A 25,922-nucleotide genomic window follows, 5' to 3' on the forward strand; every position below is an offset into this window, starting at 1 on the left:
CGTGTATGAAGCGCGCGCTCGAGCAGCGACTCGCGGCCGTCGAGGGGTTTCGCGACCCGAACGTCGAGCGCGAGCAGTATCCGACGCCCGCGGGCCTCGCGGCGCACCTCCTCCACACGGCGGACCTACAGGGCGACCTGGCGGCGCCCGTCGTCGACCTCGGGACGGGCACGGGGATGCTCGCGCTCGGCGCGGCGTGTCGCGACCCGCCGCGGGTCGTCGGCGTCGACGTCGATGCGGCGGCACTCGCAGTGGCGCGCGAGAACGAGCGACGGGTCGCCCCGCCGGAGCGGGTCTCCTGGGTGCGCGCGGACGCGACGCGCGACCTCCCGCTCGCGTTCGGCGACGAGGCGCCGACGGTGGTGATGAACCCGCCGTTCGGCGCACAACTCGGAAACCGCCACGCGGACCGGCGGTTCCTGGAGACGGCCGCCGCCCTCGGGGGCGTCTCGTGGTCGATACACAACGGCGGGAGCCAGTCGTTCGTCGAGTCGTTCGCGGCGGATGCGGGCGGCGACGTGACGCACGCGTTCGCGGCGGAACTCGACCTCAACAACCAGTTCGAGTTCCACACGGACGCGCGGGCAGCCCTCGACGTTGAGGTGTTCCGCGTCGAGTGGGGCGGGCCTCAGGCGTAGGATTCCTTCGTCGCGACGGTGACGCGGGTGGCGCCGTCGCTGGCGGTGATGCGCGTGCCGTTGCGGCGGAACTGGAGGTCGCCGGCGCGCGTCGTCTCGTTCTCCCCGGGGAGCGGCGCGCGCCCGAGCGTCCGGTTCGCCCGGGAGACGACGAGCGAGAAGTTCTCGTCGACGCTCGCGACGGTGACGTGCTGGCCGTCGACGACGAGCGCGGCGGTCGCGTTCTCGGAGGCGTAGACCTGATTCCACGCGCCCGTGGCGTTCGTCATCTCGATTTGGTAGACGGTGGCGGCGTCGACGGGCGTCCAGCCGGTGCGTCTGATGCGGATTTGCTCACTCCAGCCGACGCCACCGACACGGACGGCGGCGCGGCCGGAGAAGGCGAGTGACCCCTTCGAGACGGCTTGCGTCCAGAGGTGTCTGTCGGGGTTCGAGACGATGACGCCGCTGGCGTTCACGCTCGTGGACTCGTTCAGCAGCGAGATGTCGACGGCGCCGACGCGCTTGTTCGGGACGTCTTCGGCGTAGGTGACGGCGTAGTCCTGGACGTGGACGGCGTCGTCGGCGTTCGCGGGCGGGCCGTCGGCGACGGTGGTGAGGTTGATGGGGACGGCGACGACGGCGGTGACGAGGAGGGGAAAGAGGAGGCAGAGCGCGGCGACCTGTCGGCGGGTGACGCCGAGGTCGATGCGGGAGGAGAGCGGCCGCGGGCGGGCGTGGACGCCGGCGGCGACGAGGAGCGCGAGCGCGACGACGAAGAGGACGCCGAGGCCCCGGTAGAGGACGTAGGTCGCGGGGCCGCGGTACCACCAGATGATGTAGAGGGGAACGCTCGCGGCGTAGACGACCGCGGCGCCCCAGAGGCGGAAGGCCCGGGGGCGGTCGTCGCGCGCGGCGACGAGGAGCGCGCCGAGGAGCACGCCGAGGAAGACGCCGGTGGCGTGCCCCTGAACGGCGACGCCCGCCCACCACGGGCCGCCGTACGAGGGGCTGGCGGACGCGACGACGATGGGGTCGCGGAGGGCGTAGTACACCGTGGAGACGAAGCTCTGGGCGGCGACGGCGACGACGGTGGCGACGGGGTAGCGGGTGAGTGCGAACGCGCCGAAGGCGAACACGACGCCGGAGAAGCCGATGATGGGGCCCCACGCGAGGACGCTGGTGGCGACGGCGACGACGGCGACGACGAGCGGGACGGCGAGGACGCGGGCGAAGGGGTTGGCACGCCACGACCCGAAGGACGTGTCGCCGCGCCGGGTCGGGTAGTGGCTCCACGCGTACTCGGCGAGCGGCGCGTAGACGAGCGTCCCGATGAGGTTCCCGGTGACGTGCCCGAGGTTGGCGTGCGCGAACGGTGCGGTGAGCACGCCGAGCGGGTAGAGGTAGGACCACGAGGTAAACGGGAGCGAGAGCGGGCGGTAGGGGTGCGCCCAGCCGCCCTGCACGACCCAGTAGAAGAGCGCGACGCCGAGCACCGTGAGGAGCGTCCCCCACGGGACTCCGAAGAGGAAGCGCGCGCGGAGGTGGCGTCCCCACTCGCTCGTCACGCCGTCGAGCGCGCGGACGCACGCGAGCGAGAAGAGGATGAGGAGGGGGACGGCGGCGGCGAGCGCGGCGCCGAGCGGGAAGCCGAGCGGCAGGAGGACGAGGAGGCCGACGAGCGGGCCGGCGGGGAGGCCTGCGCGGAGCGCCGTCCCGGGGCGGACGGCGCGGACGGCGGCGAGCGCGACGACGAACGACCAGCACGCCACCGTCGCGAGCGCGCCGGCGAGGAACGCGGGCGAGACCATATACACTTCGCGGGTTGCCCTGCGGACCCTTAAACGCCCGCGAGTCGGGGGCGCGGCGGCGCGGCGACGCGGGGGGACCGCAATGTTGAAACCGCGCAGAACCCAGAGTTCGGGTATGGACCTCCGGGTCGTCGAACAGCAGGACACAGAGCTGACTATCGAGATCGCGGGCGAGGACCACACCTTCATGAACGTCCTGAAGGGCGCGCTGCTGGAACTCGACGACGTCGCCGCGGCGACGTACGACCAAAACCCCGAGCAGTCCGGTGGGCAGACCGAACCCATCCTCACGCTGAAGACCGAGGGTGCGGACCCCATCGACTGTCTCGAACAGGGCGCGGCGCTCGTCGACGAGCAGATGAGCGAGTTCCGCTCGGCGTTCGAAGCGGCTAGGTAGGCCGGTCGACGTCGAACCGGAGCGGTTCTCCCTCGTATTCGTACGTTCTCGGGAGCGACGCGTCCGTCGCGAGCGCGCCGACGTCGACGGTGGTCGTGCGGACTCGGACCGTCGTGACGCCGTCGCCGAGGTAGGCGAGGGCGGCGGCGACGGCCGGCCGGTCGGCGAGTGCCTCGGGAAGCGATGGATGCGTGCCCTCACCCTCGACGCGCCGACAGACGAGGAACGCGGCTTCCTCGGCGTCCGCGTCGGCGAGTTCGACGTAGCGGGCGGTGTCGACGCCGACGGCGCGCCTCACCGCGGGTGGGTCGTCACCGGGGCCGTCGGGGGGAACGGGTACGACTGACCGATCGCGTGCTGGTGGAGACACACACGGACCGTCTACCTCGTTGACAAAAAGACTCGGGGAGGGCGGCTCCCGCGTTCAGCGACGGACCGGAATCCCGTTCTCGTCGAGGTACTCCTTGACCTCCTCGACGGTGTACTCGCCGAAGTGGAAGATGGACGCCGCGAGCGCCGCGTCCGCGCCGGCCTCGAACGCCTCGCGCATGTGCTCCGGCTCGCCACAGCCGGAGGAGGCGATAACCGGCGTCGAGACGGCGTCGCAGACCGCACCCGTCAGCGGGAGGTCGTAGCCGTCCTTCGTGCCGTCCTTGTCGATGGAGTTCACGAAGAGTTCGCCCGCGCCGCGCTCCTCGGCCTCCTGTGCCCACTCGACGACGTCGACGCCGGTGCCCTCGCGGCCGCCCTTCACGGTGCACTCGAACCAGCAGGACTCGCCGTCCACCTGCTCGTAGTGCTCGCCCGCCTCGTCGAAGCGCCGGCGCGCGTCGACGCTGATGACGATGCACTGGCTGCCGAAGGCGCGCGCGCCCTCCGTGATGAGTTCGGGGCGCTGGAGCGCGCCGGTGTTGATGGAGACCTTGTCCGCGCCGGCGCGCAGCGTCTCCTTGATGTCGTCGGTGTCCCGGATGCCGCCGCCGACGGTCAGCGGGATGAACACCTCGTCGGCGACGTTCTCGACGACGTTCAGCATCGTGTCGCGGCCCTCCGCGCTCGCCGTGATGTCGAGGAAGACAAACTCGTCCGCGCCCGCCTCGTTGTACTTCTTCGCGAGCTCGACGGGGTCACCCGTGTACTCGAGGTCCTCGAAGTTCACGCCCGTGTAGACCGCCGCGTCCCCGTTCTCGTCGAGGTCCACGTCGATACACGGGATGACGCGCTTCGTGAGAGTCATGGCGAGTAGTACGAAACCACCCCCTGAAAAGGTGTCCGACTCGACAGCCAGCGGGCGGGTGCGGGCCGTTACCCGTCGGTGCGTGCGACTTCGCGCACGTCGCGCGCCGTCACCGCGGACACCGACCCGTCACGGAGTGCGAGCGTCACGCCGTACGTCCACGACGCCGTGCGCTCGCCCGTCGTCGTGCCCGCGCTGACTGACACCTCAGTCGACGCGCGGTAGTCCCCGTCCGGGAAGCACGCGTCACTCCCGTACGTGTAGACGTCGTAGGCGACGCTCGCGGACTCGTCGGGGGCGAGCGTCGGCGTGTACGCGATGGCGTTCGTCGCGAAACTCCCGACGACGCGCCAACAACCGTCGACTCTGCCATCCGGCGGGAGGGGCGTCGTCGACGTGTCCGTCTGGTTGGTATCGACGCCGCGCACGTGCCGGCGCGCGTCCTCGCCGACGGGGTAGCAGAAGAGTTCGGCGTCGCCCGCCGACGCCTCCATCGTCGTCACGGCGAACGGCGGCGCGAACCCGCAGACGAGCGTGAACGCCTCGTCGCCGACGTTCGTCAGCGTCGCGGCGAGGCGCGGCGGGTGCTCGTCCGTCAGCTCCCGCACCTGACTCGCCTCGAAGCGCGCGGCGTCCGCCGAGTGTGGCGGGCCAGTCGTCGTGCTGGTCGTCCCGCCCGTCGTGGTCGGCGTATCGGGCTGACTGCACCCGGCGACGCCGGCGAGCGCGGCCGCACCCGCGGCGGCGAGAAAGCGGCGTCTGCTGGAGGGCATCGTGTCGTCTCGTGGTCGAGTCCGGCATACGTCTTGTGGGGCACTCCGAAAGCGGAAAGTGCCTCCTCGCCGCCTACCCGCGTATGGACACGACACACGAGGGCCGCACGACGTCGCCGATGCAGTCCTACTCGAAGACGCAGGTCGCCTACGGCGCTGTCGTCTTCGCCGTCGGCGCGTTCCTCACCTACGCCCTGCCGCTCAGCCTCGGCCTCTGAGGAGGACGAAACAGCAGAGCGCGTCCGCCCATACCGCCGCGAGGAGCGCCAGCGACGCCGACGGTTCGAGGTCCGCGCCGAGCACGAACCCGAACGCGAGCGCGCAGAGGAGGACGAGCCACGCCCCGGAGGCGGCGGGCAACTCCTCGCGGACTTCCGCATAGCCCAGCAGGGTGCCGAACGCGATTCCGCCAGCGACGCCGACCGCGAGCGCCGCGAGCGTGAACCCGGGGAGCGTCCGGCCCCAGAGGACGACGTAGACGTAACCCGTGACGAGCACCGCGATGCCGAGCGTCCACGCGAGCGAGCGACGCGGCGCCGCAGCGTCCGCCGTGATGGAGAGCGTCACGTCCGACTTCTCGGGCGCGTGGAGGAAAAGTCCGCTCCCGTCAGTCCATCGCGGCCGCGATGGTCTCGCGGAACGCCGCGACGTCCTCGTAGTCGTAGTCGACGGCGTCGCCGTCCACGTCGAGGGTGAGCGTTCCGGAACTGTCACTCTCGCCGAGTTCGACGACGTCCGCGACGCCGTCGAACGCCGACTTCACGGCGTCGGGGTTGGTCGTCTCGACGACGGCGCGCCCGGGCGCCTCGGAGAAGAGTGCGGCGAGCGACGGCACGGAGACGTCCGCGCCCGCGTCGCCGGTGAGGCCTTCGGCGAGTGTGACCGCGAGGCCGCCGTCGCTGACGTCGTGGACGGCCGTCGTCGCCTCGTCACCCGCGACGTCGACGAGCGTCTCCACGATGTCCGCGGCGTCCGCGGGGAGTGCGGGGAACGAATCGCTCCCGCCGAACTCGGCGAGGAGCTCGGAGCCACCGAGCAACTCGTCGTGGCCCCCGACGAGGAGGAGCGTGCCGTCGCCGGCGAGCGCGCTCCCAGGCGCGTCGAGGTCCTCGGTGGTGCCGAGGACGGCGAGCGTCGGCGTCGGCGGAATCGGGCCGGCGTTCGAGTCGTTGTAGAGCGAGACGTTCCCGCCGACCACAGGAACAGAAAGGTCGCGGCAGCCGTCCGCGAGGCCGTCGACCACGGCGGCGAAGCCACCGTAGACGTCGGGTTTCTCGGGATTCCCGCCGTTGAGGCAGTCGACGGCGGCGACGGGCGTCGCGCCGACCGCCGCGAGGTTCGTCGCGTTCTCGACGGCGGTGGCGTACGCGCCCGCGTAGGGCTCACAGGCCGTCCAGTTCGGGTTCGCGCCCGCGGCGAGCGCGATGCCGGGCACGCCCGTCACTTCGGGCGCGGCACTCCCTTCGACGGCCTCGTGGAGCGCGATGACGGCGCCGTCCTCGCCGGGTCGGACGGCGGTCCGCGCGCCGACCTCGTGGTCGTACTGGCGGTAGACCCAGCGCTTTGAGGCGGCGTTCGGGCTGGCGACGACGGACTCGAAGGCCTCCGCGAGCGACGGGAGGTCGTAGTCCGTCTCGGGCGTCTCGGGTTCGCCCTTCGGCAGGTCGTTGAGGGGCGCGCCGTCCGCGAGGAATTCCGCGGGCGCGTCGACGACGACGTCGCCCTCGAACTCGCAGACGTAGCGGCCGTCCGAGGTGATTTCGCCGATGTCCGAGCAGCCGAGGTCGTACTTCTCGGCGATGGCCTCGACGGCCTCGACGTTCCCGGGCGCGACCTCGTAGACCATGCGCTCCTGGGACTCGGCGAGGAGGATTTCGGTCTCGTTCATCCCGGGTTCGCGCTGGTGGACGTCGTCGAGCGTGATGTCGCAGCCGAGGTGGCCCTTCGCGACGAGTTCGCAGGACGCCCCGCCGAGGCCGGCGGCGCCGAGGTCGCGCGCGGAGACGACGAGGCCGGCGTCGACGAGTTCTTCGTTCGCCTCGATGAGTCGCTTCTCGGCGTAGGGGTCGCCGACCTGCACCGCGGGCCGGTCCTCGGTCTCGGCGTCCTCGGCGAGGTCCTCGGAGGCGAAGGACGCACCACCGAGACCGTCGCGGCCGGTCGCGTTCCCGACGAGGACGAGGCGGTTGCCGGGGCGCTGGGCTTCCGCGGTGACGAGGCGGTCGGGGCTGAGGAGGCCGACGCAGGCGACGTTCACGAGCGGGTTGCCCTCGTAGCCCTGGTGGAACGCCGTGCTCCCGGTGACGGTGGGGACGCCGATGGCGTTCCCGTAGTGGCTGATGCCCTCGACGACGCCCTCGAGGAGGTAGCGCGAGTGTTCGCGCTCAAAGTCCCCGAAGTAGAGGCAGTCCGCGAGCGCGACCGGGTACGCCCCCATCGAGAGGGTGTCTCGGACGATGCCGCCGACGCCCGTCGCGGCGCCGTCGAACGGGTCGACGTAGGAGGGGTGGTTGTGCGACTCGACGCCGAAGGTGGCGTAGAGGCCGTCGCCGACGTCGACGACGGCGGCGTCGTCACCGGGCCCGATGACGACGTCCTCGCTCTCCGAGTCGAAGGCGGAGAGCAGCGGTAGCGAGGAGCGATAGGCGCAGTGCTCGCTCCAGAGGTTCTCGAACAGCGCGGCCTCGGCGCGCGTCGGGTCCCGGCCCAGCTCCCCGACGACGCGTTCGCGGTCCGACTCGGCGAGAGTCATTCACCTTCATGGTTCGTCGGGCCGGGTTTATGCGTTTCTATATGCACGTTCGTGACTAAACAGGGGTGACGGCGGACGCGGACCGCGACCACCCCGCCGCCGTCCACTCAGTTCCCGTTGGCGGCGTCGAGGCAGGCCCGCGCGCCGTCGGCGAGCATCGAGGTGTCCGTGCCGGCGACGACGAAGTCCACGCCCCACTTCTGGCGTTCCGTGACGGTGTCGGGGTCGCCCGCGAGCGTCCCGACCGCCGTCTCCTCGCGCTCGCCCGCGCCGACGACCGCTTCGACCGCCGCGGTGAAGACGCCGCTCTCGTACTCGCCGTACACACCGAGGTCCGCCGAGAGGTCGTTCGGCCCGAGGAAGACGGCGTCCACGCCCTCGACGGCCGCGATGGCGTCCGCGTTCTCGACGCCGGCCTCCGTCTCGATCTGGACGACGACGGCGACGTCCGTGCCGGAGGTCACCTGCCGGTCGAGGTCCGCGCCGTAGTCGTTCGCGCGGGCGCCCGCGACGCCGCGCGACCCCCGTGGGCGGTACTGGCAGGCGTCCACGACGGCTTCGGCCTCCGCAGCCGTCTCGACTTCGGGCACCATCACGCCCGCCGGCCCGAGGTTCAGCACACGCTGGAGTTCGACGCCGTCGGCACCGGAGACGCGGACGAGCGGTCGGGTCGGCGCGCGCGTCCCGTCCACGGCGCGCACCATGTCCGCGAGGTCCTGGTGGGTCGCCTCGCCGTGTTCGCCGTCGAGCACGAGGAAGTCGTACGTCAGCGACCCCAGCAGTTCGGCGACGGCGGGATGCGGCACCGACACCCAGCCGCCGACGACGGGTTCTCTCGCACGGAAGTCGTCTCTGAGCGAGGTCATGCGACGGGGTACGCCCCCGAGGCTCTTAGCAGTCGGTGGCCATCGCACGCCGCGACGGCCGCGACGCGGCCGTCCGGGCCGGACCGTGGTGTTTTTGCCGAGGCCCGCACAAGAGCGAGTCGTGCTGTCGGTCGAGCTCCACACTCACTCGTCACTCTCCTATGACGGCCGCGACCCGATCGAGATGCTCCTCGAGCAGGCCGCCGCCGTCGGACTGGACGCCCTCGCCGTGACCGACCACGACGAGTACGAGGCCAGCGCCCGCGCCGCCGAACTCGCCCCCGACTACGGCCTCGTGGGCATCCCGGGCATGGAGGTGACGAGTGCCGCCGGCCACGTCCTCGCGCTCGGCATCGAGGAACCCGTGCCGGCGGGTCGGCCCTTCGAGGCGACGCTCGACCTGATTCGCGATGCCGGCGGCATCGCCGTCGTCCCCCATCCCTTCCAGGAGTCCCGGAGCGGCGTCGCCGCGAACGTCACCCGCGAGGCGCTCGCGTCCGCGGACGCCGTCGAAGTCTACAACTCCCGACTCCTCACGGGTCGCGCGAACCGGCAGGCCGAGCGCTTCGCCCGCGACCACGACCTCCCGATGACCGCGGGGTCGGACGCCCACATCGCCGAGATGGTCGGGCAGGCCGTCACGCGCGTCGACGCCGAGGAACGCGACCTCCAACACATCCTGGACGCGATTCGCGCCGGCCGGACGAGCGTCGAGGGCCAGCGGACGCCGTGGCGTATCAGCTTCCGGCAAGCCGCCGGCGGCGCGAAACGCCGCGTCAAGAACCGCCTGCGCGAGTTCTTCTGAGGCCGGGCCGCGACAACAGTTACGGGCGTCGCGTGCGACGCCACGAGTATGCCCGGACCACTACTCGAGGGTGAGACTGCCGTCATCACCGGCGGGTCGAGCGGTATCGGACGCCACGTCGCCGAGACGTTCGCCGAGGAGGGCGCGCGGGTCGTCGTCGCGGACGTTCAGGAGGAGCCGCGCGAGGGCGGGACGCCGACCCACGAACTCGTCACTGCGGACTACGGCGTCGACGCCACCTACGTCCACTGCGACGTCTCGAACCTCGAGGACATCGAGACGGCCGTGGACGCCGCGGACGCCTTCGGCGGCGTGGACGTCATGGTGAACAACGCGGGCGTCTTCCGCCAGCAGTCGTTCACCGAGGTCGAAGAGGCGGACTTCGACTGGATGATGGACGTGAACGTGAAGGGCGTGTTCTTCGGCGCGCAGTACGCCGCGCAGAAGATGCTCGAAAACGACGGAGGAACCGTCATCAACATGTCGAGCGTCGCCGGCCTCACCGGGAGCGCGGGCTTCGCCACCTACTGCATGACGAAGGGTGCGGTGCGACTCCTGACGTACGCGCTCGCCGCCGAACTCGGCCCCGAGGGGATTCGCGTGAACGCCATCCACCCCGGCATCATCCAGACGGAGATGACGAGCGAGGACGTCCCCCTCACCGGCGGCGAGACGGGCGCGGAGTTCCGCGAGACGATTCCGTCGCGGCGCTTCGGCCGCCCGGACGACGTCGCGGACGCCGCGCTCTACCTCGCGAGCGACATGGCCTCCTACGTCAACGGCGAGAGCCTCGTCGTCGACGGCGGCCTGACGAACGGCACCTAGTCCTCGACGGTCTCGATGGCCTCGAGACCGATTTCGACGACTTCCGCGCCGAGGTCCGCCTCCGCGAGGTCCGCGGGCGTGAACCACTCCCAGTGGGCGGCGTCGCGCTCGTCACCCTGCGGCGAGATGTCGCGCGAGTCCACTTCCGCGAAGTAGACGAAGTCGACGTGCTGGTGGCCGACCTCGCCGCCCTCGTACTCGTGGATGTCCTCCAGCAGGAAGTGCGCGGGCTGGGGCAGCGAGCGCACGACGCCGGTCTCGATGTCGGGTTCCTCGAGGAGGAGCGTCGGTTCCAGGCCGGTCTCCTCGCGGACCTCACGCTCGGCGGCGTGGTGTGGCAGTTCGTCGCGCTCGACGTGGCCGCCCGGCGGCAGCCAGAGGCCGAGGCGGTCGTGCTCGTGGAGCGCGGTCGCGCCGTCACAGACAATGTAGGTGGTCGCGGTGTAGTGTCGGGTCGTCTCCATACCTACGGGGGCAGCCACGAGCGCCTAACGTCTGTCGGAGTCCGGCGACGGGAAAGAATCAGGCCTCGACGGGGACGTCGTCCTGCGCCTCGAGAAGTTCGTGGTAGCGGTTGCGGATGGTGACCTCGGAGATGTTCGCCACCTCGCTCACCTGGTTCTGCGTCACGCGGTCGTTCGTCAGGAGGCCGGCCGCGTAGACGGCGGCAGCCGCGAGGCCGACCGGCGACTTCCCCGAGTAGATACCCTTCTCCTTCGCGGACTCGAGGAGCTGGCGGGCCTGACGCTCGACTTCGTCGGAGAGTTCGAGGTCGCTGACGAAGCGCGGCACGTAGCTCGTCGGGTCGGCGGGTGCGACCTCGAGTTTGAGCTCGCGGACGACGTAGCGGTACGTCCGGGCGATCTCGTCCTTGTCGACCCGCGAGACGCTCGTCACCTCATCGAGGCTGCGCGGGTTGCCGGCCTGCCGTGCGGCGGCGTAGAGGGAGGCGGTGGCGACGCCCTCAATGGAGCGCCCGGGGAGGAGGTCCTCGTTGAGCGCGCGACGGTAGATGACCGACGCCGTCTCCCGGACGTTCTTCGGGAGGCCGAGGGCGGAGCTCATACGCTCGATTTCGCCGAGCGCCTGTTTGAGGTTCCGCTCCTTCGAGTCCCGCGTGCGGAAGCGCTCGTTCCAGGTGCGGAGCCGCTGCATCTTCTGGCGCTGACGCCCGGACAGCGAGTTGCCGTAGGCGTCCTTGTCCTGCCAGCCGATGTTCGTCGAGAGCCCCTTGTCGTGCATCATGTTCGTCGTGGGGGCGCCGACGCGGGACTTCTGGTCCTTCTCCTGGCTGTTGAACGCGCGCCACTCGGGGCCCCGATCGATGTCGTCCTCGTCGACGACGAGGCCGCACTCCGAGCAGACCGTCTCCCCGTGCTGCTCGTCGCTGACGAGATCGCCGCCACACTCCGGGCAGACGAGTTCGTCCTCGCTCGCGCGTTCGCGCTCCTGTTCGTCCGACTCCGTCCGCCGTCGCTCCCGTTCCCGTGTTCGTGAGTCACTCATGATGTGTGTCGAGACGTAGACCGACTTTCCGTTCCCGTTGCCGGACAGACGACGATACACTAGTGAGTCGGACTGACGCCGGATAAGCTTGGTGACCAATTCGCGGCGGCCCGTGCCGGCTTCAGACGGCGAGCGCGCCGCTGCGCGGCGGGGTGGGCTTTCGAAACGCTTAGACGACCACGGGTCCCACGACTCGGGTATGAGCGATTCGGCCGTCGACGACGAGGAGGTCCGGCACGTCGCCGAGCTCGCGCGCGTCGACCTCGACGAGGCGGAAGTCGAGCGCTTCGCCGACCAGTTTGGGGATATCCTCGACTACTTCGAGGCCCTCGAGGAAGTCCCGGACGTGGAGGCGGAGCCGGAGCTCGTGAACGTCATGCGCCCCGACGAGGTCGAGGAGAGCCTCGACCAGGAGGCGGCGCTCGAGAACGCCCCCGAGACCGAGGACGGGTTCTTCAAGGGCCCGAAGGTGTCGTAAATGGGCGCGCACAACGCCTTCATCACCGAGACCGAGCTCGAGGGCGCCGAGGACGGCCCGCTCGCCGGGAAGACGGTCGCCGTCAAGGACAACATCTCCACCGAGGGCGTCGCCACGACGTGTGGCTCCGACATGCTCGCCGACTACGTCCCGCCCTACGACGCCACCGTCGTCTCCCGGCTGAAGGACGCCGGCGCGACCATCGTCGGGAAGGCGAACATGGACGAGTTCGGGATGGGTACCACCACCGAGACGTCCGCGTTCGGCGCGACCACCAACCCGGTGGACGACGAGCGCGTTCCGGGCGGGTCCTCCGGCGGGTCCGCCGCCGCCGTCGCCGCCGGCGAAGCCGACCTCGCGCTCGGCAGTGACACGGGTGGCTCCGTGCGCTGTCCCGCCGCCTTCTGCGGCGTCGTCGGCATCAAGCCGACCTACGGGCTCGTCTCGCGCTACGGCCTCGTCGCCTACGCGAACAGCCTCGAACAGATCGGGCCGCTCGCCCCGACCGTCGAGGAGGCCGCGGAACTCCTCGACGTCGTCGCCGGCCCCGACGAGCACGACGCCACCACGCACGACGCCGCCGCGGACAGCGATTATGCGGCCGCCGCGAACGGCGACGTCGAGGGCCTCACCATCGGCGTCCCCACCGAACTCGTCGAGGGCGCCGACGAGGACGTGAAGGCCGTCTTCGAGGACGCCCTTGACGAGTACCGCGACGCCGGCGCGACGGTCGAGGAGGTCAGCCTCCCGTCGGTCGAGTACGGCGTCGCCGCCTACTACGTCATCGCGATGAGCGAGGCCTCCTCGAACCTTGCGCGCTTCGACGGCGTGCGCTACGGCGAGTCCGGCGGGTACGAGGGCAACTGGAACGAGGTGTTCAGCGAGACGCGCGCCGAGAACTTCGGCGACGAGGTGAAGCGCCGCATCCTCCTCGGCACCTACGCGCTCTCCGCCGGCTACCACGACAAGTACTACAAGCAGGCCCAGGAGGCCCGCGCGTGGGTCCGTCAGGACTTCGAGGAGGCCTTCGAGGACGTCGACGTCCTCGCGTCGCCGACGATGCCCGTCCTCCCGCCGAAACTCGGCGAGAGCGTCGAGGACCCCCTCCAGATGTACCTCATGGACGCCAACACGGTGCCCGTGAACCTCGCGAACCTCCCCGCCATCAGCGTGCCCGCCGGCGAGTCCGACGAGGGACTCCCGGTCGGCCTCCAGCTCGTCGGCCCGAAGTTCGGCGAGGAAGAGATCATCGACGCCGCCGCGCTGCTCGACTGAGGCGTCTCGGGCCGCACTCGGCACTGCGTCGAGTCCCACTCACCGACTCGAAAGCGGCGTAGAAGACGTCCGACCGGTCGCCGTGTCGCGTTACTCCTCGGGCGCGTCCTCGCCGACGACCGGGTCCTCGTAGACGAGGTTCATGATCCACTGCGAGAAGGCGTCGCTTCGAGCGTCGACCTCCTCCTCGCCGACGAACGGCGAGAGCATGTCGCCGGCCATGAGGAGCGAGAAGTCGAGGTCCTCCTCCTTGATGATGGGCTTGATGAGATAGGTGGTGTTCCCCTCGTGGACGGCGTCCTCGCGTTCGACGAGACCCTTGTCGGCGAGCTTCTTCGCGATGCGGCTCCCCTTGCGCGATGAGACGTCGAGCTCCTTCCAGAACTCGCTCTGGTAGATACTCCCCTGCTCGCGGACCAACTCGAGTGCACGCTCCTCGTCCTCGGAGAGGTCCCCTGATTCGGCGCTCATACACGGTAGGGCGGGCGCGGGCGGTTTAAAGTTGACCGTCGAAGGCGGTGTCTCCGCGTGTCGGCCGCCGGCCGCTGGCCACCGAGTGGGTGTCCGTCACTCCCGGGCGAACCCGCCGGCGTCCCGGTACGGTGTCCGGCACGGCGGGCCGTCCGCGAACTCGTAGCGACTCCCCCGCCGGCCGACGGTGACGATCGTCGAGGAGCGCGTGCCGTAGCCGTGGCCGTGGAGGCACGCGCGGACGTCGTGGTTGGCGAGCACGCGCTTGGCGCGCCCGCGGAACCCCGCGGCAGTGCGTGGGCGGCGGTCGGTGAGCGCCTCGTGGACGCGGCACTTACGACCCTCGGCGTCGGGCGCGCCGGTGGTCGTGGCGACGTGGACGCCAGGGCTGAGTGCCTCGCTGGTGAGGTCGCCGTCCCACCGGAGGAGGAAGGCGTCCTCGGCGTCCGCGACGACGAGGTTGAAGCCGGCGTAGTCGCGCGCCGCGACCTCGCGCTCGACGGTGTCACGTGCGGCCGCGGCGTCGCCGGCGCGGAGGGCGTCGTCGACGAGCAACCCGCGAGAGCGTTCGCCCGTCAGGTCGCTCCAGCGGTTCGTGACGGCGACGTAGAGGCCGGTGTCGGTGACGCCGGTCCACGTCCCGCCGGCTTCCTCGTCGCGCGGCGCGAGCACGCGCGGGTCGTCGCCGGTGACGGCGGGCGGCGTCGACGGTCGGCCGAGGGCTTCGTCGCGGTTCGCTGCGGCGACGATTGGCGCGTCGTCGTAGACTCGCCACGCGAGCGCGAGCGTACACATGACTACTCCTCCTCAGCTTGTGCGACGCGCTCGCGGGCGGCTGCACGGTCCACCGTCCCGGAGGGCGTGCGCGGGAGGGCGTCCACGAAGACGACGGTGCGCGGTTGCTCGAAGTCGGCGAGGCGCTCCGCCCAGTGGGCTTCGAGGTCGGCGCGCGAGAGGTCCGCGTCCGCCTCGGGGACGACGAGCGCGGCGACGCGCTCCCCCCACTCGGGGTCGCTGACGCCGACGACGGCGACGTCCGCGACGGCCGGGTGGGTGCGAATCGCGTCGGCGACTGTCCCGGGGTTGACGTTCTCGCCGCCGGTGATGATGCGGTCGGAGCGTCGGTTGAGGACGTGGAGCCGGCCCGCCTCGTCGCGGTAGCCGACGTCGCCCGTGTAGAGCCCGTGTGGGCCGAAGGCGTCGTCGTTCGCCTCGGGGGCGTCGTAGTAGCCCGGCGTGATTGTCGGGCCGGAGACGCAGAGTTCGCCGGTCTCGCCGGCCGGGACGGGGTCGTCGGCGTCGTCCACGACGGAGACCTCCGTCCCGAAAATCGGGCGGCCGACGGTCCCGGGGTTCGCGAACGCCTCCGCGGGGCGCGCCGTCGCAATCTGCGAGGCGGCTTCGGTCATCCCGTAGGAGGGATGGACGGGCACGTCGTCCTCCTCGCAGGCGGCGACGAGTTCGCGCGGCGTCGGCGCACCCCCGCAGAGGACGAAGCGCAGGTCGTCGGGGATGTCGCGTTCGGCCCGAAGCATCCGCCTGAGCATCGTCGGGACGACGGAGACGCCCGCGCAGTCGTGTTCGTCGAGCGCGCGGACGGCCGCGTCGGCGTCGAAGCCGCGCTGGAGGACGCACGTCGTCCCGTAGACGGCACACCGGAGCGGGACGGAGAGCCCGCCCATGTGGTACATCGAGAGGCAGAGGAGCCACCGGTCGCCGGGAACGACGCCGAGGGTGAACGCGCTCGCGGTGGCGGCGAAGAAGACGTTCCCGAACGTCAACTCGACGGGTTTCGGGTCGCCGGTGGTCCCGGAAGTGAACATGAGCGCGAGCGTGTCGTCCGGGTGCCACTCGGTGGGCGCAACGTCGGCCGCGTCGTGTGACTCGATGCCGACGACGCCGGCGTCGTCGGGGTCGTCCACGGTGACGACCGGGACGTCCTCAGCGGCGGCGAGGGCGTCGGACTCGGTGTCGGCGTCGCAGAGGAGGAGGATGAGGTCGCTGCGCTCGCGCTGGAACTTCAGTTCGGCGGGAGCGAGACGGGCGTTCAGCGGCACGAGCACCGCGCCGAGCCGCTGGAGCGCGAACGCGAGGCGCACGAACGCCGGACGCGTCTCCATCAGGACGCCGACGTGGTCGCCGCGCGTCACGCCGAGGGCGGCGAGGCGGCCGGCGGTCGTCTCGACGGCCGCGTCGAGGTCCGCGTACGTCCACTCGCGGCCGTGTTCGTCGTCGACGAGCGCGGTCACGTCCGGGGACGTCCGCGCTCGCGTGGCGAGGATGTCGCGCATCACTCCCCGAGAGGCGTGGGGACGCCATTGCCCTTTCCCTGTGGGACGGCGATGCGCCCGCGTTCGACGGGCGCGGGGTCGGGGGCGAGGTCCTCGGCGAGGGCGTCCGCCGTCGCGAGCCCGCACGCCGAGAGCGGGGCGAGCGCCGCGGCAGCGTGGACGGCGGCCGTCCGCGCGTGGACGGCGTCGAACGTCGTCGTGACGATGGGCGAGACGCCCGCCGCGCGTGCGCGCCGCCCGGCGTCGACGGTGCGGTCGGGACCGCCGAGCGCCATCGGCTTCAACACCACGGCGTCGGCGGCGTCCGCGTCCAGCGCCGCGTCGAGGCCGTAGGCCGCGACGGATTCGTCGAGCGCGACGTCGACGCCGCGTCCGCGGAGCGCCGCGTGCCCCGCCAAGTCCGAGGCGGCGAGCGGTTGTTCGACGAGCGCCACGTCGAGGTCGGCGAGCGCTTCGAGCGCGCGCCGTGCCGTCGAGCGCTCCCACGCCTCGTTCGCGTCGACGCGCAGGGTGACGTCGGGCGCGGCCTCGCGGACGGCGCGGAGGCGTTCGACGTCGACCTCGAGGCGTCGTACCCCGACCTTCACCTTCACGCAGTCGAAGCCCGCGTCGACGGCCTCACGGACGGCCGCCGCGGTCGCCGCGGGTGACGCGTCGCCGACCGTGGCGTTCACCGGAATCGCATCGACGGCGTCGTCGCCCGCGAAATGCCGGTAGAGCGGGACGCCCTGTGCGCGCGCGTCGGCGTCACGGTAGGCGAGAGAGACGGCGTGGCGCGCCGCCGGCGCGTCGGCGAGCAGGGAGAGCGCGCCCGCGCGGCCGGACGCCTCGCTCGCGTCCGCGAGCGCGTCGCGACACGTCTCGTAGTCCTCCGTCCAGTCGGGGAGGGGTGCGGCCTCGCCGATGCCCGTGACGCCCGCGTGCTCGACGGTGACGAGGAAGCCCCGGCGCTCCGTAATCGTGTCGTGGGCGGTCGTGAGCGGCGATTCGAGGGCGAGCGCGTACGGCTCGACCTTCACAGCGCGAGGCCGACGGCGAACAGCGCGGAGTAGAGCGCGAGCGTCTGGCCGGTCCGCGTGAGCGCCGGGTCGAGGTGGTCGGCGTCGTCGTGCGCGAGCACCGTCCGCGTCACCGAGACGGCGAGCGGGAGTGAGAGCAGGGGCAGAAGGACGGGCAGGCCGAAGCCCGGCCGGGTGAGAAGCCAGAGCGGGACGAGGTAGGCGAGGGCGTAGAGCGCGACGTACTCGGCGCGCGTTCCCGTCTGGCCGATGCGGACGGCGAGCGTGTACTTGCCGGCCTTCCGGTCCGTCTCGATGTCCCGGAGGTTGTTCACGACGAGGATGTTCGTGGAGATGGCGGCGACGCCGACGGACGCGACGACGGCGACGAGCGGGAGGGTGCCCGGCGGCGGCGTCAGCGGGAGCGCCGCAGCGTAGGACGCCGCCTGCACGTAGAAGGTGCCGACGACGGCGACGACGCCGAAGAAGAGGAAGACGAAGACGTCGCCGAGGCCGTGGTAGCCGAAGGGGAACGGCCCGCCCGTGTAGGCGATGCCGGCGGCGATGCTGAGGAGGCCGACGACGAGAATCGGGAGGCCACCGATGTAGACGAGGTAGAGGCCGACGACCATCGCGGCGAGGAAGGAGCCGTACATCGCGCGCTTCACCGACGACGGCTCGATGAGGCCGGCCTGCGTCACGCGCGTGAACCCCTCGCGCTCCTCGGTGTCCGCGCCCTTCATCGCGTCGTAGTAGTCGTTCGCGAAGTTCGCGCCGACCTGAATGAGGAGCGCGCCCACGAGGGCGGCGAGCGCCGGGAGCGGCGCGAACACCCCCTCCGCGAGCGCCAATCCGACACCGACGACGACCGGCGAGATCCCGGCGGGCAGCGTGTGCGGCCGAGCCGCCATCAGCCACGCTCGCCCCCGGGAAACGTCCGCTACGTCACTCATACCCGAGCGTTCGAGGGCAAACGCAAAAAGAGGGGCGAATCGCCGAGGGGGTCCGGTTACTGCTCGTGTTCCTCCGCCATTTTGATGAGTTCCTCCTCCGTGGGCACCTCGTAGCCGTCCTCGGAGCGGGCCCGGAGGCGCGCGCTCACGACGGCGACGCCGGCGGCGAGGGCGAGCGCGCCGACCAGCACGCGGTACTCCTGGACGAACTCGACGAGCCGTGAGAATTCGAGTCCGGCGGCGAAGAGAAGCGACATACCCACAGTACCGCCCCGGGACGGAAGAACGTTCGGCCGGCCCGCGGCGTCGTCGCCCCGCTCAGAACTCATCAAGTCGTCGCTGGTCGTCCGGGAGTCCGGGTTCCGGTTCAGTGTCCGCGCCGAGCAGTCGTGGCAGCGCGGTGTTCGCGAACGTCAAGCCGACGACGAGCGCGATGGGCGCGAAGAAGAGCCCGTAGAACCCGAGGACGACCGGCCCGAGGGTGTACGCGAGCATGAGGAGGCCGACGTGCGTGTTCTCGCCGCTGAGGATGGGCCGCAACACGATGTCGGGGATGGTGTCGACGATGACGACGGCGACGGCGAGGAAGCCCGCGACGTAGATGAGCAGCGAGGTGTCGCCGCCGAGGACGACCGGGAGCGCGGTGATGGCCGCCACCGGGAGGTAGACGACCTTCATGCCGACGACCGGAATCAGGCTCGCGATGCCGGTGAGCGTGCCGACGAGCGTCGGGTACGGCACCTCGACGGCCGCGGGCGCGACGACGTTGTACGCCTGAAACGCCGTGATGGCGATGAGCGCGATGGCGATGACGTTCAGGAGGTTCCCGAAGAGGACGGCCTCGAGTTCCTCGTCGACCGCCTCGAGGTACTCGCGGAGGATGGCGTCGTCGTCGAAGCGCAGGAGCCACGAGCGGATGCGGTCGCCGTCGACGAGCAGGTAGTAGGTGACGATGACGACGACGAAGAGGTTGAGGAAGAAGTTCGAGACGAGCGTCGTCAGGAAGGACGCGCGCGCCGACGCGAAGTCGATGAAGGGGTCAAGCTCGCCCGCCTGATACGCCTCGTAGAGGCCGTGGGGCGTGAACTCGGGAATTCGCTCGACACCCCCGAACCACGCGAGGTTCTGCGAGGCGAGTTCGACGAGTTGGTACTGGGCGGCGAAGTGGCGCGCCTCGACGGCGAGGAGGACGACGGCGTAACTGACGAGGAGGACGAGCGGGACGGCGAGCGACGCCAGGACGACGACGGCCCGCACGCGCGACGGGAGGTGGAGGCGGCGCAGCGACTTGTGGTAGCGCCGCGTCGAGTAGTAGAGGAAGACGGAGACGGTGAGCGGCGCGATGAACTGGTAGGCGAGGAAGCCGAGAACCGTGGCGACGAGGAGGCCGAAGCAGGCGACGACGAGTCGCTTCTCGTTCATGAACGCGGCGTCGCGGCGCTCCCGGGTAAAAGTACGGACGTCGGCCCGACTACAGGCGCGAGGTGTCGAGCGAAACGCCCGCGGGCGCGACGACGAGGAAGTCCCGGAAGTGCATCAGCGTCGCGCCGGCCTCCTTCGCGGGTGCGGCGAACCCCGCGGCGAGTTCGTTCAACTCGCCCTGCACGGCGAGGACGAGGACCTTCCCCGCGGCGAGTTCTTCGAGCCACTCCTCGTCCGGCGTCTCGCCATCGAGGACGCCGAGCACGACGCCCTCGACGCCGTCCTCGGCCTCCCACTCCTCTATCTGCTCCTCGGCGTTCCGCAAATCGAGGCTGAAGCCGTCGCTCATACCTCCGTTCGCGCGCCCACGGCCATCAATGCTTCGCGCGCGTCGCGCCCCGGTGTGGCCCCGCGATTTATGACCCTCGGACACCTCGCCAGAAGTATGCCGAAAGTACACTTCGACGAGGCCACCATCGAGCGCCTCGACGACCTCCGCACGGAGGACCAGTCCTACGACGAAATCGTGAACGAACTCATCGACATCTACGAGGCCGAGGAGCTCACCATCTTCCACAGCGGCGACATCGAATAACTACTCGTCGCCAGCGGCGACGCGACAGACTTCTTCCCACCGTCCGTTCTCCTCGAGGCGCTCCTGCAGGAGCTCCGCGTACTCCTCGACGAGCTCCTCGGCCTCCTCGTAGCGTTCGTCGCGACTGCCGAAGCCGAGTGCGCGCTTGATGCCGCCGAGGAACCCCTCGCCGGAGGACGTGCTGCCCGCGCCGCCCGCACCCATCGACGCCATCTGTTTCTCCACGTTGTCTATCTCGCTCATCACCTGCGGGAGTTTCCCGGTGTCCGCGACGACGCGCGCCGCCTCGGGGTCGTCGGGGTTCTCGATTCGGAGCTCCGTCGCCGTCATGATGAGCCCCCATTGTTGCCGCGAAAACGAAGATGCCTCAACCTGCTCACCGAACTCGTCGTCGACGCTCATCCGCTCGCCGACGACGCGGTCCTTCCAGTCTGCCATACCATCCGGTAGGGCCGTGGATGGTTTGTCTCTTGCCCCACGCTTGCGGGCGGCGAGTCACCTCAGAACGCGTCGCCCTCCGCCGAGATGTCGGCGTGGAGGCCCTCACGCAGGGCGGAGTGGACGTGGCAGATGTCCGTGCCGCGCGCGACGACCTCCTCGAGTTCCTCGTCGGTGAGGTCGGCCTCGACGCGGAGGTGGAAGCGGATGGCTTCGAGGTCGTCGTCCTCGTCGAGGTCACCCTCGACGTCGATTTCGACGCGCCCGACGTCGTCGTGGCCGCGCTGTCGGGCGGCGACGCGGAATGCCGGGATGTAGCAGGAGGCGTAGTCCGCGAGGAGGACGCCGTTCGGGTTCGGGCCGGCCTCGTCGGTGGCGTCGACTGTGAGCCGGAAGTCGCCGACGCGGGACTTCGTGACGTAGCCGTCCTCCGAGACGCTGGTGACTTCGAGGTCCGTCATGGTGTCCGGTCGGACTCGTGCCGCCCGCCTAAACGTTGCCCCGGTTTCGCGGCCTCGTGGGGCCCTCGACCCCGGAGAAACACTCTTTGCGGTCGCCGGTGACGCTCCGCCCGATGGCCGAGGACGACGGCGTCGACCCGCTCGCACCGTTCCGCCAAGTGGCCACACTCCCTCGCGACGTCCTCGTGCTCTCCGTGGCGATGTTCGCGTTCAGCCTCGCCTTCCAGATGACGGGCCGCTACGTCCCCGAGTACCTCCGCGTGCTCGGCGCGGGCGCGAGCGTCATCGGCCTCTACGGGAGCCTCGGCAACCTCATCGGTGCCGTCTACCCCTATCCGGGGGGCGCGCTCTCCGACCGCCTCGGCTCGCGGCGCGCGCTCACGGCGTTCGGGTTCTGCTCGGCGCTCGGCTTCCTCCTCTGGCTGCTCGCCCCGGACATCGGCCCCGTCTCGCTCGGCGCGCTCGAACTTCCGGTGTGGACGTGGCTCTTCGTCGGCCTCCTCCTCACCCAGGCGTGGAAGTCGTTCGGCCTCGGCGCGACGTTCGCCGTCGTGAAGCAGAGCACCGCACCCGGGGAACTCGCGGCGGGGTTCGCGAGCACGGAGACCTTCCGCCGGGTCGGCTTCCTCCTCGGGCCGCTGCTCGCCGCCGGCCTCCTCGCGCTCGCCGCCGACTTCGAGACGGGATTCCGGTGGGTGCTCGCGCTCGGGGTCGTCGTCGCCGTCGTCGGGACGGTCGTCCAGCACGTCGCCTACGACGCGAGCGGCGACAGCATCGGCAAGCCCTTCGAGGGCCTCAAGCAGGTCCTCGCGGACCTCCGCGCGCTCCCCGACGAACTCCGCCCGCTCCTCGTCGCGGACGTCCTGGTGCGCTTCGCGAACGGGATGGCCTACGTCTTCTTCGTCGTCGTCGTCACCGACTACTTTGACGTCGGCTTCCGGGCCGTCGGCGTCTCGCTCTCCCCGGCGGCGTTCTTCGGCGTGCTGCTCGCCGTCGAGATGCTCGTCGCGCTCGTCTCGATGCTCCCCGTCTCCCGACTCGCCGAGCGCGTCGGCCTCAAACCCGTCATCACCGCTGGGTTCGCCGTCTACGCGCTCTTCCCCGTCATGCTCATCAACGCGCCCCGAAACCAGTGGGTGCTCGTCACCCTCTTCGCGTTCTCGGGGTTGCGCTTCGCCGGCCTCCCCGCACACAAGGCCATGATCGTCGGCCCCGCGGAGGCCGATGCGGGCGGGCGCGTCACGGGGTCGTACTACCTCGTGCGGAACGTCATCGGCATCCCGAGCGCGGCCATCGGCGGCGCGATATACGCAATTGACGCGGTGCTCGCATTCACGCTCGCGTCCGCCATCGGTAGCTGTGGCGTCGCCTACTACGCGCTCCGGGGTCGGGAGTTCGCGGCCTACGCCTGAGGATGTCGCCGACTCGGACCCCTCAGAGGTAGGCGGCGTCCCAGCTTGTGGGTTTGCGCTCGTTGCCACACTGTCCGCAGGTGAGCCGCCCCATCGTGTCCATGGCGACGTCGGCGCCGCCACAGCCCGTGCAGAACCAGCCGTGGCGGTCGCTGCGCTCCGGGTCCCGATAGAGCGGAACGAACGGTGCGCGCGACCCGCGCGTGGCGTCAGCGGGGTCTACGTAGGCCGATTCACCGTCCGCCGTCGTGACTGGCCGGAGTGCCGGTGTCGACATGCACCAATGTATGGTACACGATAACAAAAGACTAGGGTGGGGGCGACGGCGCGTTATTCGTCGTGTTCGTCGAGCGTCGAGACGTAGGAAGTGAGGTCCGTCGTCGTCACGATGCCGATGACGTGGTTGTCCTCGTCGACGACCGGAAGGTGGTGGACGCCGTGCTCGATGAGCTGCTTCGCGACGTCCGTCACGACGTCCTGCGCGCCGACCGTGTGGACGTCCGACGTCATGAACTCCTCGACGGTCGAGTCGTCCTTCGGCTGTCGCTCCGCGACGATACGCACGAAGTCCGTCGTCGTGAGGATACCGGCGAGTTCGTCGTTCTCGTCGATGACGACGACGGAGCCGATGTCCTCAGCGAGCATCTTCTGGGCGGCTTCCTCGACGGACGTCCCCGGCGAGACGGTCGTCACGCCGGCGGACATCACTCGTGCGATGAAAACGTCTTCCATACCCGTTCCTGAGGCCGCGAGAAGTTAAGGACTGACGAAGTGGCACGACGAACCGACAACGCGGACGCCCGCACGCCGTATCGGGATTCGAGTCGGCCACAAGTGTTTTTCAGACTGGTGTGCGAACCTATCCACGATGTCCACGGACCATGCCGACGACGCTGCCGGGGACGCCGAACAGGCGGCCGACCCGGAGGGCGTCGACGGCGCGGCCTCCGCGGCGCCCGAGACTGCCGAGCCCGAGGAGACGGGCCCCGCAGTCGTGAAGGGCAAATACACGTGGGAGGACTTCAAGGACGAGTACTACTACGACGAGGAGGGGAACCCGCCGACGGACGAGGAGGAGAACGTCATCCCCTTCGACCCCTCGGAGTACCTCGGCTTCGACCCCGAGGACCTCCCCGGCTTCCTCTCGCGCGGCGGCGACGCCGCCGTGGAGAGCGACGACCTCGTCGAGGAGCGGACGCTCGACCTCTCACACGAGGACGAGGACGAGTTCTTCACCGACGTCCACGGGAACGCCACGATGGCGAACCGCTACGACCTCGAGAAGGCCGTCGCCTTGGAGAAGAAGTCGCACTTCGCCGAAATCGAACGCTACTGGGTGAACAAGCCCTACGCGTTCGTCGTCATCTTCCACTCCGACAAGGAGAACGAGAAGAAGTACTACCTCATCGAGCCCTACCAGAACCGGCTCGAAGACGACCTGCAGGAGTTCCTGACGGGGAAGCTCCGGACCGCCATCAAGTACGCGAGCGACGACGTCGCCGCCGAAGGCTCGGAGGCGGAACGCCGCGACGTCATCGAGCGCGAGACGCGCAAACTCCTCGAGCGCTACGACATCTACTCCGGCGCGGTGCGCGGCGAGACCACCATCGTCGACCAACTGAAGGAGCTCGTCGAGCAGCTCACCGGCGAGGACGAGGAGGCCGAGAACGAGGGCGAGAGCGGCCCACCCGAGCAGTTGGCCGGCCTGTCCGCCCGCCCCGAGCCCGCCGTCCTGGAGGAGGACCCGGAGACGCTCACCCAGTATCAGGTGGAGAAACTCCTCTACTACCTCAAGCGCGACTTCATTGGCTACGAGCGCATCGACGGCATCAAACACGACGTGAACGTCGAGGACATCTCGTGTGACGGCTACGAGTCGCCGGTGTTCGCCTACCACTCCGACTACGAGCAGCTCATCACGAACGTCTATCACGGCACGCAGAGCCTCGACGACTTCGTCGTCAAGCTCGCCCAGCGCTCCGGGAAAGGCATCTCGAAGCGCCAGCCGCAGGTCGACGCGACGCTCCCGGACGGCTCGCGCGCCCAGCTCACGCTCGGCCGCGAGGTGTCCGACCACGGGACGAACTACACGATACGGCAGTTCAAGGACGTCCCGTTCACGCCCGTCGACCTCATCAACTGGAAGACGTTCTCGCTGGAGGAGATGGCGTACCTCTGGCTCTGCATCGAGAACAACAAGAGCCTCATCTTCGCGGGCGGGACCGCGTCCGGGAAGACCACCTCGCTGAACGCCGTCTCGCTGTTCATCCCGTCGAACGCGAAAATTGTCTCCATCGAGGACACCCGCGAGGTCGAACTCCCCCAGCGCAACTGGGTGGCGTCCGTCACGCGCCCGAGCTTCGGCGAAGACGAGAAGGGCGACATCGACGAGTTCGACCTGCTGGAGGCCGCGCTCCGCCAGCGCCCCGACTATATCGTCATGGGCGAGGTGCGCGGCGAGGAGGGCCGGACGCTCTTCCAGGTCATGTCCACGGGGCACACGACGTACACGACGTTCCACGCGGACAACGTCAGCGAGGTCCTCAAGCGCTTCACGACGGCGCCCATCAACGTCTCGAAGACGCTGTTCACCGCGCTCGATTTGGTGAGCATCCAGTCCTCGACGCGCGTGCAGGGCAAGAAGGTCCGCCGGAACCGGAGCATTACCGAAATCAACCGTTACGACGCCGAGAACGACGAAATCAACGTCAGCGACGTCTTCCAGTGGGAGCCGGAGGGCGACGAGTTCCGCCAGCTCACCGAGTCGAACACCCTCGATGAGATACAGTTCGACCGCGGGTGGACGCGTCAGGAGCTCCAGCGCGAGCTCTTCGAGCGCCGCGTCGTCCTCGCCTACCTCATCCGCAACGGCCTCAACGAGTACACCCAGGTCGCCGCGACGCTGCAGGCGTACATCGCCGACCCGGACACGATTCTGACGCTGATGGCGAACGACGCCCTCGAGGAGAGCCTCGCGGACCTCCGGGGGATGGAGTCCGTCCTCATCGACGTCGACCCCGAGAAGGAGGCGATGGTCCCCCGACCGGACCCGAGTGAAGACGTCTACGAGGAGGCCGGCGAGCTCCTCGAGGAAGCCGAGGAGAAACTGTTCGAGGAGTACCGCGGCGCGGAAGCCCCCGACATCAGTTTCGCGCTGACGCAGGCCGCACAGGAGGCCACGTCCGGCGACGTCGTCGTCGACGAGTCCGGCGAGACGCCCACGATAGAGGAAGTCGAGGCCGAGACGGAGGCGGCCCAGGCCGAGAGTGAGCAGGCCGAAAGCGAAGCCGCCGAGGGGACTGACACGGAGACGGAGGAGAGCGAGGCTGCCGGGGAGACCGAGAGCGAGGCGGCCGGCAAAACCTCCGAGAGCGGGGAGTCCCAAACCGAGACCGAGGCGGCGGCCGAGGGGGCGGAGACCGAAACCGCCGACGAGGTCGCCGAGGACGCCGGCGAACCCGCCGAGTTCGTGACCGACGCTGAGGAGACCCCGGACGAACCGAGCGAGGACGACGGAGGCGGGGGTACCGAGGGCGAGC

At 70.1% G+C, this 25,922-nt stretch carries 30 protein-coding genes and 1 pseudogene; 10 read left to right on the forward strand and 21 right to left on the reverse strand.

Annotation, left to right across the window (positions count from 1 at the left end):
* Positions 1–5: 5 nt before the first annotated feature.
* Positions 6–638 (forward strand): METTL5 family protein, encoded by a 633-nt coding sequence (locus ACQUS8_RS01700; RefSeq protein WP_435095989.1) that lies wholly within the window; start codon positions 6–8, stop codon positions 636–638.
* On the opposite strand, the gene ACQUS8_RS01705 is transcribed toward ACQUS8_RS01700, so the two are convergent.
* Positions 629–2,428, reverse strand: coding sequence for a rhomboid family intramembrane serine protease (locus ACQUS8_RS01705; RefSeq protein WP_435095992.1), 1,800 nt, complete (start codon positions 2,426–2,428; stop codon positions 629–631). The two genes, ACQUS8_RS01700 and ACQUS8_RS01705, sit on opposite strands and share 10 nt — an antisense overlap.
* Before the next feature lie 115 nt (positions 2,429–2,543).
* On the opposite strand from ACQUS8_RS01705, the gene ACQUS8_RS01710 reads away from it, so the two are divergent.
* Positions 2,544–2,825 carry a DNA-directed RNA polymerase subunit L gene (locus tag ACQUS8_RS01710; protein WP_435095994.1) on the forward strand — a complete coding sequence of 94 codons (282 nt, stop codon included), beginning with the start codon at positions 2,544–2,546 and terminating at the stop codon, positions 2,823–2,825.
* Here ACQUS8_RS01710 and ACQUS8_RS01715 read toward each other — a convergent pair.
* The 3 genes from ACQUS8_RS01715 to ACQUS8_RS01725 form a co-directional block, all read right to left on the reverse strand.
* On the reverse strand, positions 2,818–3,123 hold the full coding sequence (locus tag ACQUS8_RS01715; protein WP_435095997.1) for a hypothetical protein: 306 nt from the start codon (positions 3,121–3,123) through the stop codon (positions 2,818–2,820). The two genes, ACQUS8_RS01710 and ACQUS8_RS01715, sit on opposite strands and share 8 nt — an antisense overlap.
* 126 nt (positions 3,124–3,249) lie before the next feature.
* Positions 3,250–4,062, reverse strand: coding sequence for an imidazole glycerol phosphate synthase subunit HisF (gene hisF / locus ACQUS8_RS01720; RefSeq protein ID WP_435096000.1), 813 nt, complete (start codon positions 4,060–4,062; stop codon positions 3,250–3,252).
* A 68-nt stretch (positions 4,063–4,130) separates the two neighbouring features.
* Entirely contained in the window at positions 4,131–4,835 is a 705-nt protein-coding gene (locus tag ACQUS8_RS01725; RefSeq protein ID WP_435096003.1) for a twin-arginine translocation signal domain-containing protein, read from the reverse strand.
* 83 nt (positions 4,836–4,918) lie between these two features.
* On the opposite strand from ACQUS8_RS01725, the gene ACQUS8_RS01730 reads away from it, so the two are divergent.
* Entirely contained in the window at positions 4,919–5,053 is a 135-nt protein-coding gene (locus ACQUS8_RS01730; RefSeq protein ID WP_435096006.1) for a DUF7550 family protein, read from the forward strand.
* Here the strand turns inward: ACQUS8_RS01730 and ACQUS8_RS01735 are convergent.
* The 3 genes from ACQUS8_RS01735 to ACQUS8_RS01745 form a co-directional block, all read right to left on the reverse strand.
* Entirely contained in the window at positions 5,037–5,402 is a 366-nt protein-coding gene (locus ACQUS8_RS01735; RefSeq protein WP_435096009.1) for a hypothetical protein, read from the reverse strand. The two genes, ACQUS8_RS01730 and ACQUS8_RS01735, sit on opposite strands and share 17 nt — an antisense overlap.
* Before the next feature lie 40 nt (positions 5,403–5,442).
* Positions 5,443–7,587, reverse strand: a complete 2,145-nt coding sequence (purL, locus tag ACQUS8_RS01740; RefSeq protein WP_435096012.1) for a phosphoribosylformylglycinamidine synthase subunit PurL — start codon at positions 7,585–7,587, stop codon at positions 5,443–5,445.
* A 107-nt stretch (positions 7,588–7,694) separates the two neighbouring features.
* Complete coding sequence (locus ACQUS8_RS01745) at positions 7,695–8,453, reverse strand: HpcH/HpaI aldolase family protein (protein WP_435096015.1); 759 nt, start codon at positions 8,451–8,453, stop codon at positions 7,695–7,697.
* A gap of 121 nt (positions 8,454–8,574) precedes the next feature.
* Here ACQUS8_RS01745 and ACQUS8_RS01750 point away from each other — a divergent pair, with 121 nt between their 5' ends.
* Positions 8,575–9,258, forward strand: coding sequence for a PHP domain-containing protein (locus tag ACQUS8_RS01750; protein WP_435096018.1), 684 nt, complete (start codon positions 8,575–8,577; stop codon positions 9,256–9,258).
* 48 nt (positions 9,259–9,306) lie between these two features.
* Entirely contained in the window at positions 9,307–10,083 is a 777-nt protein-coding gene (locus ACQUS8_RS01755; RefSeq protein WP_435096021.1) for an SDR family oxidoreductase, read from the forward strand.
* Here the strand turns inward: ACQUS8_RS01755 and ACQUS8_RS01760 are convergent.
* Complete coding sequence (locus ACQUS8_RS01760) at positions 10,080–10,547, reverse strand: NUDIX hydrolase (protein ID WP_435096024.1); 468 nt, start codon at positions 10,545–10,547, stop codon at positions 10,080–10,082. The genes ACQUS8_RS01755 and ACQUS8_RS01760 overlap by 4 nt on opposite strands.
* Positions 10,548–10,605: 58 nt before the next feature.
* On the reverse strand, positions 10,606–11,589 hold the full coding sequence (locus ACQUS8_RS01765) for a transcription initiation factor IIB (RefSeq protein ID WP_435096027.1): 984 nt from the start codon (positions 11,587–11,589) through the stop codon (positions 10,606–10,608).
* Positions 11,590–11,788: 199 nt separating this feature from the next.
* Between ACQUS8_RS01765 and gatC the strand changes: the two genes are divergently transcribed.
* Both gatC and gatA read left to right on the forward strand, forming a co-directional pair.
* Positions 11,789–12,067 carry an Asp-tRNA(Asn)/Glu-tRNA(Gln) amidotransferase subunit GatC gene (gene gatC, locus ACQUS8_RS01770; RefSeq protein ID WP_435096030.1) on the forward strand — a complete coding sequence of 93 codons (279 nt, stop codon included), beginning with the start codon at positions 11,789–11,791 and terminating at the stop codon, positions 12,065–12,067.
* Positions 12,068–13,342, forward strand: a complete 1,275-nt coding sequence (gene gatA, locus ACQUS8_RS01775; RefSeq protein WP_435096033.1) for an Asp-tRNA(Asn)/Glu-tRNA(Gln) amidotransferase subunit GatA — start codon at positions 12,068–12,070, stop codon at positions 13,340–13,342.
* A 90-nt stretch (positions 13,343–13,432) separates the two neighbouring features.
* On the opposite strand, the gene ACQUS8_RS01780 is transcribed toward gatA, so the two are convergent.
* The 8 genes from ACQUS8_RS01780 to ACQUS8_RS01815 all read right to left on the reverse strand — a co-directional run bounded on the left by ACQUS8_RS01780 (position 13,433) and on the right by ACQUS8_RS01815 (position 19,826).
* On the reverse strand, positions 13,433–13,813 hold the full coding sequence (locus ACQUS8_RS01780; protein WP_435096036.1) for a helix-turn-helix transcriptional regulator: 381 nt from the start codon (positions 13,811–13,813) through the stop codon (positions 13,433–13,435).
* 96 nt (positions 13,814–13,909) lie between these two features.
* Positions 13,910–14,608 carry an NRDE family protein gene (locus tag ACQUS8_RS01785; RefSeq protein ID WP_435096039.1) on the reverse strand — a complete coding sequence of 233 codons (699 nt, stop codon included), beginning with the start codon at positions 14,606–14,608 and terminating at the stop codon, positions 13,910–13,912.
* A gap of 2 nt (positions 14,609–14,610) precedes the next feature.
* Positions 14,611–16,104, reverse strand: coding sequence for an o-succinylbenzoate--CoA ligase (menE, locus tag ACQUS8_RS01790; RefSeq protein ID WP_435096042.1), 1,494 nt, complete (start codon positions 16,102–16,104; stop codon positions 14,611–14,613).
* Entirely contained in the window at positions 16,104–17,123 is a 1,020-nt protein-coding gene (locus tag ACQUS8_RS01795; protein WP_435096045.1) for a mandelate racemase/muconate lactonizing enzyme family protein, read from the reverse strand. Before ACQUS8_RS01795 ends, menE begins: the two co-directional genes overlap by 1 nt.
* Positions 17,120–18,055: a 1,4-dihydroxy-2-naphthoate polyprenyltransferase gene (locus tag ACQUS8_RS01800; RefSeq protein WP_435096048.1), complete on the reverse strand. Its 936-nt coding sequence runs from the start codon at positions 18,053–18,055 to the stop codon at positions 17,120–17,122. Before ACQUS8_RS01800 ends, ACQUS8_RS01795 begins: the two co-directional genes overlap by 4 nt.
* Before the next feature lie 56 nt (positions 18,056–18,111).
* Positions 18,112–18,312, reverse strand: coding sequence for a hypothetical protein (locus tag ACQUS8_RS01805; RefSeq protein WP_435096051.1), 201 nt, complete (start codon positions 18,310–18,312; stop codon positions 18,112–18,114).
* Between the two features lie 61 nt (positions 18,313–18,373).
* Positions 18,374–19,477 (reverse strand): AI-2E family transporter, encoded by a 1,104-nt coding sequence (locus ACQUS8_RS01810; RefSeq protein ID WP_435096054.1) that lies wholly within the window; start codon positions 19,475–19,477, stop codon positions 18,374–18,376.
* A 49-nt stretch (positions 19,478–19,526) separates the two neighbouring features.
* The gene (locus ACQUS8_RS01815; protein WP_435096057.1) at positions 19,527–19,826 is read right to left on the reverse strand and encodes a DUF5779 family protein; all 300 of its coding nucleotides are present in this window, start codon (positions 19,824–19,826) and stop codon (positions 19,527–19,529) included.
* Between the two features lie 96 nt (positions 19,827–19,922).
* On the opposite strand from ACQUS8_RS01815, the gene ACQUS8_RS01820 reads away from it, so the two are divergent.
* Positions 19,923–20,072, forward strand: coding sequence for a DUF7557 family protein (locus tag ACQUS8_RS01820; RefSeq protein WP_435096060.1), 150 nt, complete (start codon positions 19,923–19,925; stop codon positions 20,070–20,072).
* On the opposite strand, the gene ACQUS8_RS01825 is transcribed toward ACQUS8_RS01820, so the two are convergent.
* Both ACQUS8_RS01825 and ACQUS8_RS01830 read right to left on the reverse strand, forming a co-directional pair.
* A complete protein-coding gene (locus tag ACQUS8_RS01825; protein WP_435096063.1) occupies positions 20,073–20,510 on the reverse strand; it encodes a DUF5799 family protein in 438 nt (145 codons plus the stop codon). It abuts the gene before it with no gap.
* Positions 20,511–20,572: 62 nt separating this feature from the next.
* Positions 20,573–20,971, reverse strand: a complete 399-nt coding sequence (locus ACQUS8_RS01830; protein WP_435096066.1) for an OsmC family protein — start codon at positions 20,969–20,971, stop codon at positions 20,573–20,575.
* Between the two features lie 113 nt (positions 20,972–21,084).
* On the opposite strand from ACQUS8_RS01830, the gene ACQUS8_RS01835 reads away from it, so the two are divergent.
* A complete protein-coding gene (locus ACQUS8_RS01835; RefSeq protein WP_435096069.1) occupies positions 21,085–22,383 on the forward strand; it encodes an MFS transporter in 1,299 nt (432 codons plus the stop codon).
* Positions 22,384–22,405: 22 nt separating this feature from the next.
* Here ACQUS8_RS01835 and ACQUS8_RS01840 read toward each other — a convergent pair whose 3' ends face one another.
* On the reverse strand, positions 22,406–22,660 hold the full coding sequence (locus ACQUS8_RS01840; protein ID WP_435096072.1) for a DUF5816 domain-containing protein: 255 nt from the start codon (positions 22,658–22,660) through the stop codon (positions 22,406–22,408).
* A 53-nt stretch (positions 22,661–22,713) separates the two neighbouring features.
* Complete coding sequence (locus ACQUS8_RS01845) at positions 22,714–23,115, reverse strand: CBS domain-containing protein (RefSeq protein WP_435096075.1); 402 nt, start codon at positions 23,113–23,115, stop codon at positions 22,714–22,716.
* Between the two features lie 148 nt (positions 23,116–23,263).
* Here ACQUS8_RS01845 and ACQUS8_RS01850 point away from each other — a divergent pair.
* Positions 23,264–25,918: pseudogene (locus ACQUS8_RS01850) on the forward strand (type II/IV secretion system ATPase subunit); the annotation flags it as partial.
* Positions 25,919–25,922: the final 4 nt, after the last annotated feature.

The organism is Halarchaeum sp. P4, assembly GCF_051195175.1.
Taxonomy (GTDB): Archaea; Halobacteriota; Halobacteria; order Halobacteriales; family Halobacteriaceae; genus Halarchaeum.

Bases quoted from the DNA above. Each gene is read 5' to 3' on its own strand.
- ACQUS8_RS01800 (WP_435096048.1), bottom strand. From the start codon at position 18,055: ATGAGTGACGTAGCGGACGTTTCCCGGGGGCGAGCGTGGCTGATGGCG.
- ACQUS8_RS01760 (WP_435096024.1), bottom strand. From the start codon at position 10,547: ATGGAGACGACCCGACACTACACCGCGACCACCTACATTGTCTGTGAC.
- ACQUS8_RS01730 (WP_435096006.1), top strand. From the start codon at position 4,919: ATGGACACGACACACGAGGGCCGCACGACGTCGCCGATGCAGTCCTAC.
- ACQUS8_RS01755 (WP_435096021.1), top strand. From the start codon at position 9,307: ATGCCCGGACCACTACTCGAGGGTGAGACTGCCGTCATCACCGGCGGG.
- ACQUS8_RS01705 (WP_435095992.1), bottom strand. From the start codon at position 2,428: ATGGTCTCGCCCGCGTTCCTCGCCGGCGCGCTCGCGACGGTGGCGTGC.
- hisF (WP_435096000.1), bottom strand. From the start codon at position 4,062: ATGACTCTCACGAAGCGCGTCATCCCGTGTATCGACGTGGACCTCGAC.
- ACQUS8_RS01810 (WP_435096054.1), bottom strand. From the start codon at position 19,477: ATGAACGAGAAGCGACTCGTCGTCGCCTGCTTCGGCCTCCTCGTCGCC.
- ACQUS8_RS01825 (WP_435096063.1), bottom strand. From the start codon at position 20,510: ATGGCAGACTGGAAGGACCGCGTCGTCGGCGAGCGGATGAGCGTCGAC.
- purL (WP_435096012.1), bottom strand. From the start codon at position 7,587: ATGACTCTCGCCGAGTCGGACCGCGAACGCGTCGTCGGGGAGCTGGGC.
- ACQUS8_RS01830 (WP_435096066.1), bottom strand. From the start codon at position 20,971: ATGACGGACCTCGAAGTCACCAGCGTCTCGGAGGACGGCTACGTCACG.
- ACQUS8_RS01835 (WP_435096069.1), top strand. From the start codon at position 21,085: ATGGCCGAGGACGACGGCGTCGACCCGCTCGCACCGTTCCGCCAAGTG.
- ACQUS8_RS01845 (WP_435096075.1), bottom strand. From the start codon at position 23,115: ATGGAAGACGTTTTCATCGCACGAGTGATGTCCGCCGGCGTGACGACC.
- ACQUS8_RS01805 (WP_435096051.1), bottom strand. From the start codon at position 18,312: ATGTCGCTTCTCTTCGCCGCCGGACTCGAATTCTCACGGCTCGTCGAG.
- ACQUS8_RS01785 (WP_435096039.1), bottom strand. From the start codon at position 14,608: ATGTGTACGCTCGCGCTCGCGTGGCGAGTCTACGACGACGCGCCAATC.
- ACQUS8_RS01820 (WP_435096060.1), top strand. From the start codon at position 19,923: ATGCCGAAAGTACACTTCGACGAGGCCACCATCGAGCGCCTCGACGAC.
- ACQUS8_RS01745 (WP_435096015.1), bottom strand. From the start codon at position 8,453: ATGACCTCGCTCAGAGACGACTTCCGTGCGAGAGAACCCGTCGTCGGC.
- ACQUS8_RS01815 (WP_435096057.1), bottom strand. From the start codon at position 19,826: ATGAGCGACGGCTTCAGCCTCGATTTGCGGAACGCCGAGGAGCAGATA.
- ACQUS8_RS01725 (WP_435096003.1), bottom strand. From the start codon at position 4,835: ATGCCCTCCAGCAGACGCCGCTTTCTCGCCGCCGCGGGTGCGGCCGCG.
- ACQUS8_RS01700 (WP_435095989.1), top strand. From the start codon at position 6: ATGAAGCGCGCGCTCGAGCAGCGACTCGCGGCCGTCGAGGGGTTTCGC.
- ACQUS8_RS01765 (WP_435096027.1), bottom strand. From the start codon at position 11,589: ATGAGTGACTCACGAACACGGGAACGGGAGCGACGGCGGACGGAGTCG.
- gatC (WP_435096030.1), top strand. From the start codon at position 11,789: ATGAGCGATTCGGCCGTCGACGACGAGGAGGTCCGGCACGTCGCCGAG.
- gatA (WP_435096033.1), top strand. From the start codon at position 12,068: ATGGGCGCGCACAACGCCTTCATCACCGAGACCGAGCTCGAGGGCGCC.
- ACQUS8_RS01780 (WP_435096036.1), bottom strand. From the start codon at position 13,813: ATGAGCGCCGAATCAGGGGACCTCTCCGAGGACGAGGAGCGTGCACTC.
- ACQUS8_RS01840 (WP_435096072.1), bottom strand. From the start codon at position 22,660: ATGTCGACACCGGCACTCCGGCCAGTCACGACGGCGGACGGTGAATCG.
- ACQUS8_RS01710 (WP_435095994.1), top strand. From the start codon at position 2,544: ATGGACCTCCGGGTCGTCGAACAGCAGGACACAGAGCTGACTATCGAG.
- menE (WP_435096042.1), bottom strand. From the start codon at position 16,104: ATGCGCGACATCCTCGCCACGCGAGCGCGGACGTCCCCGGACGTGACC.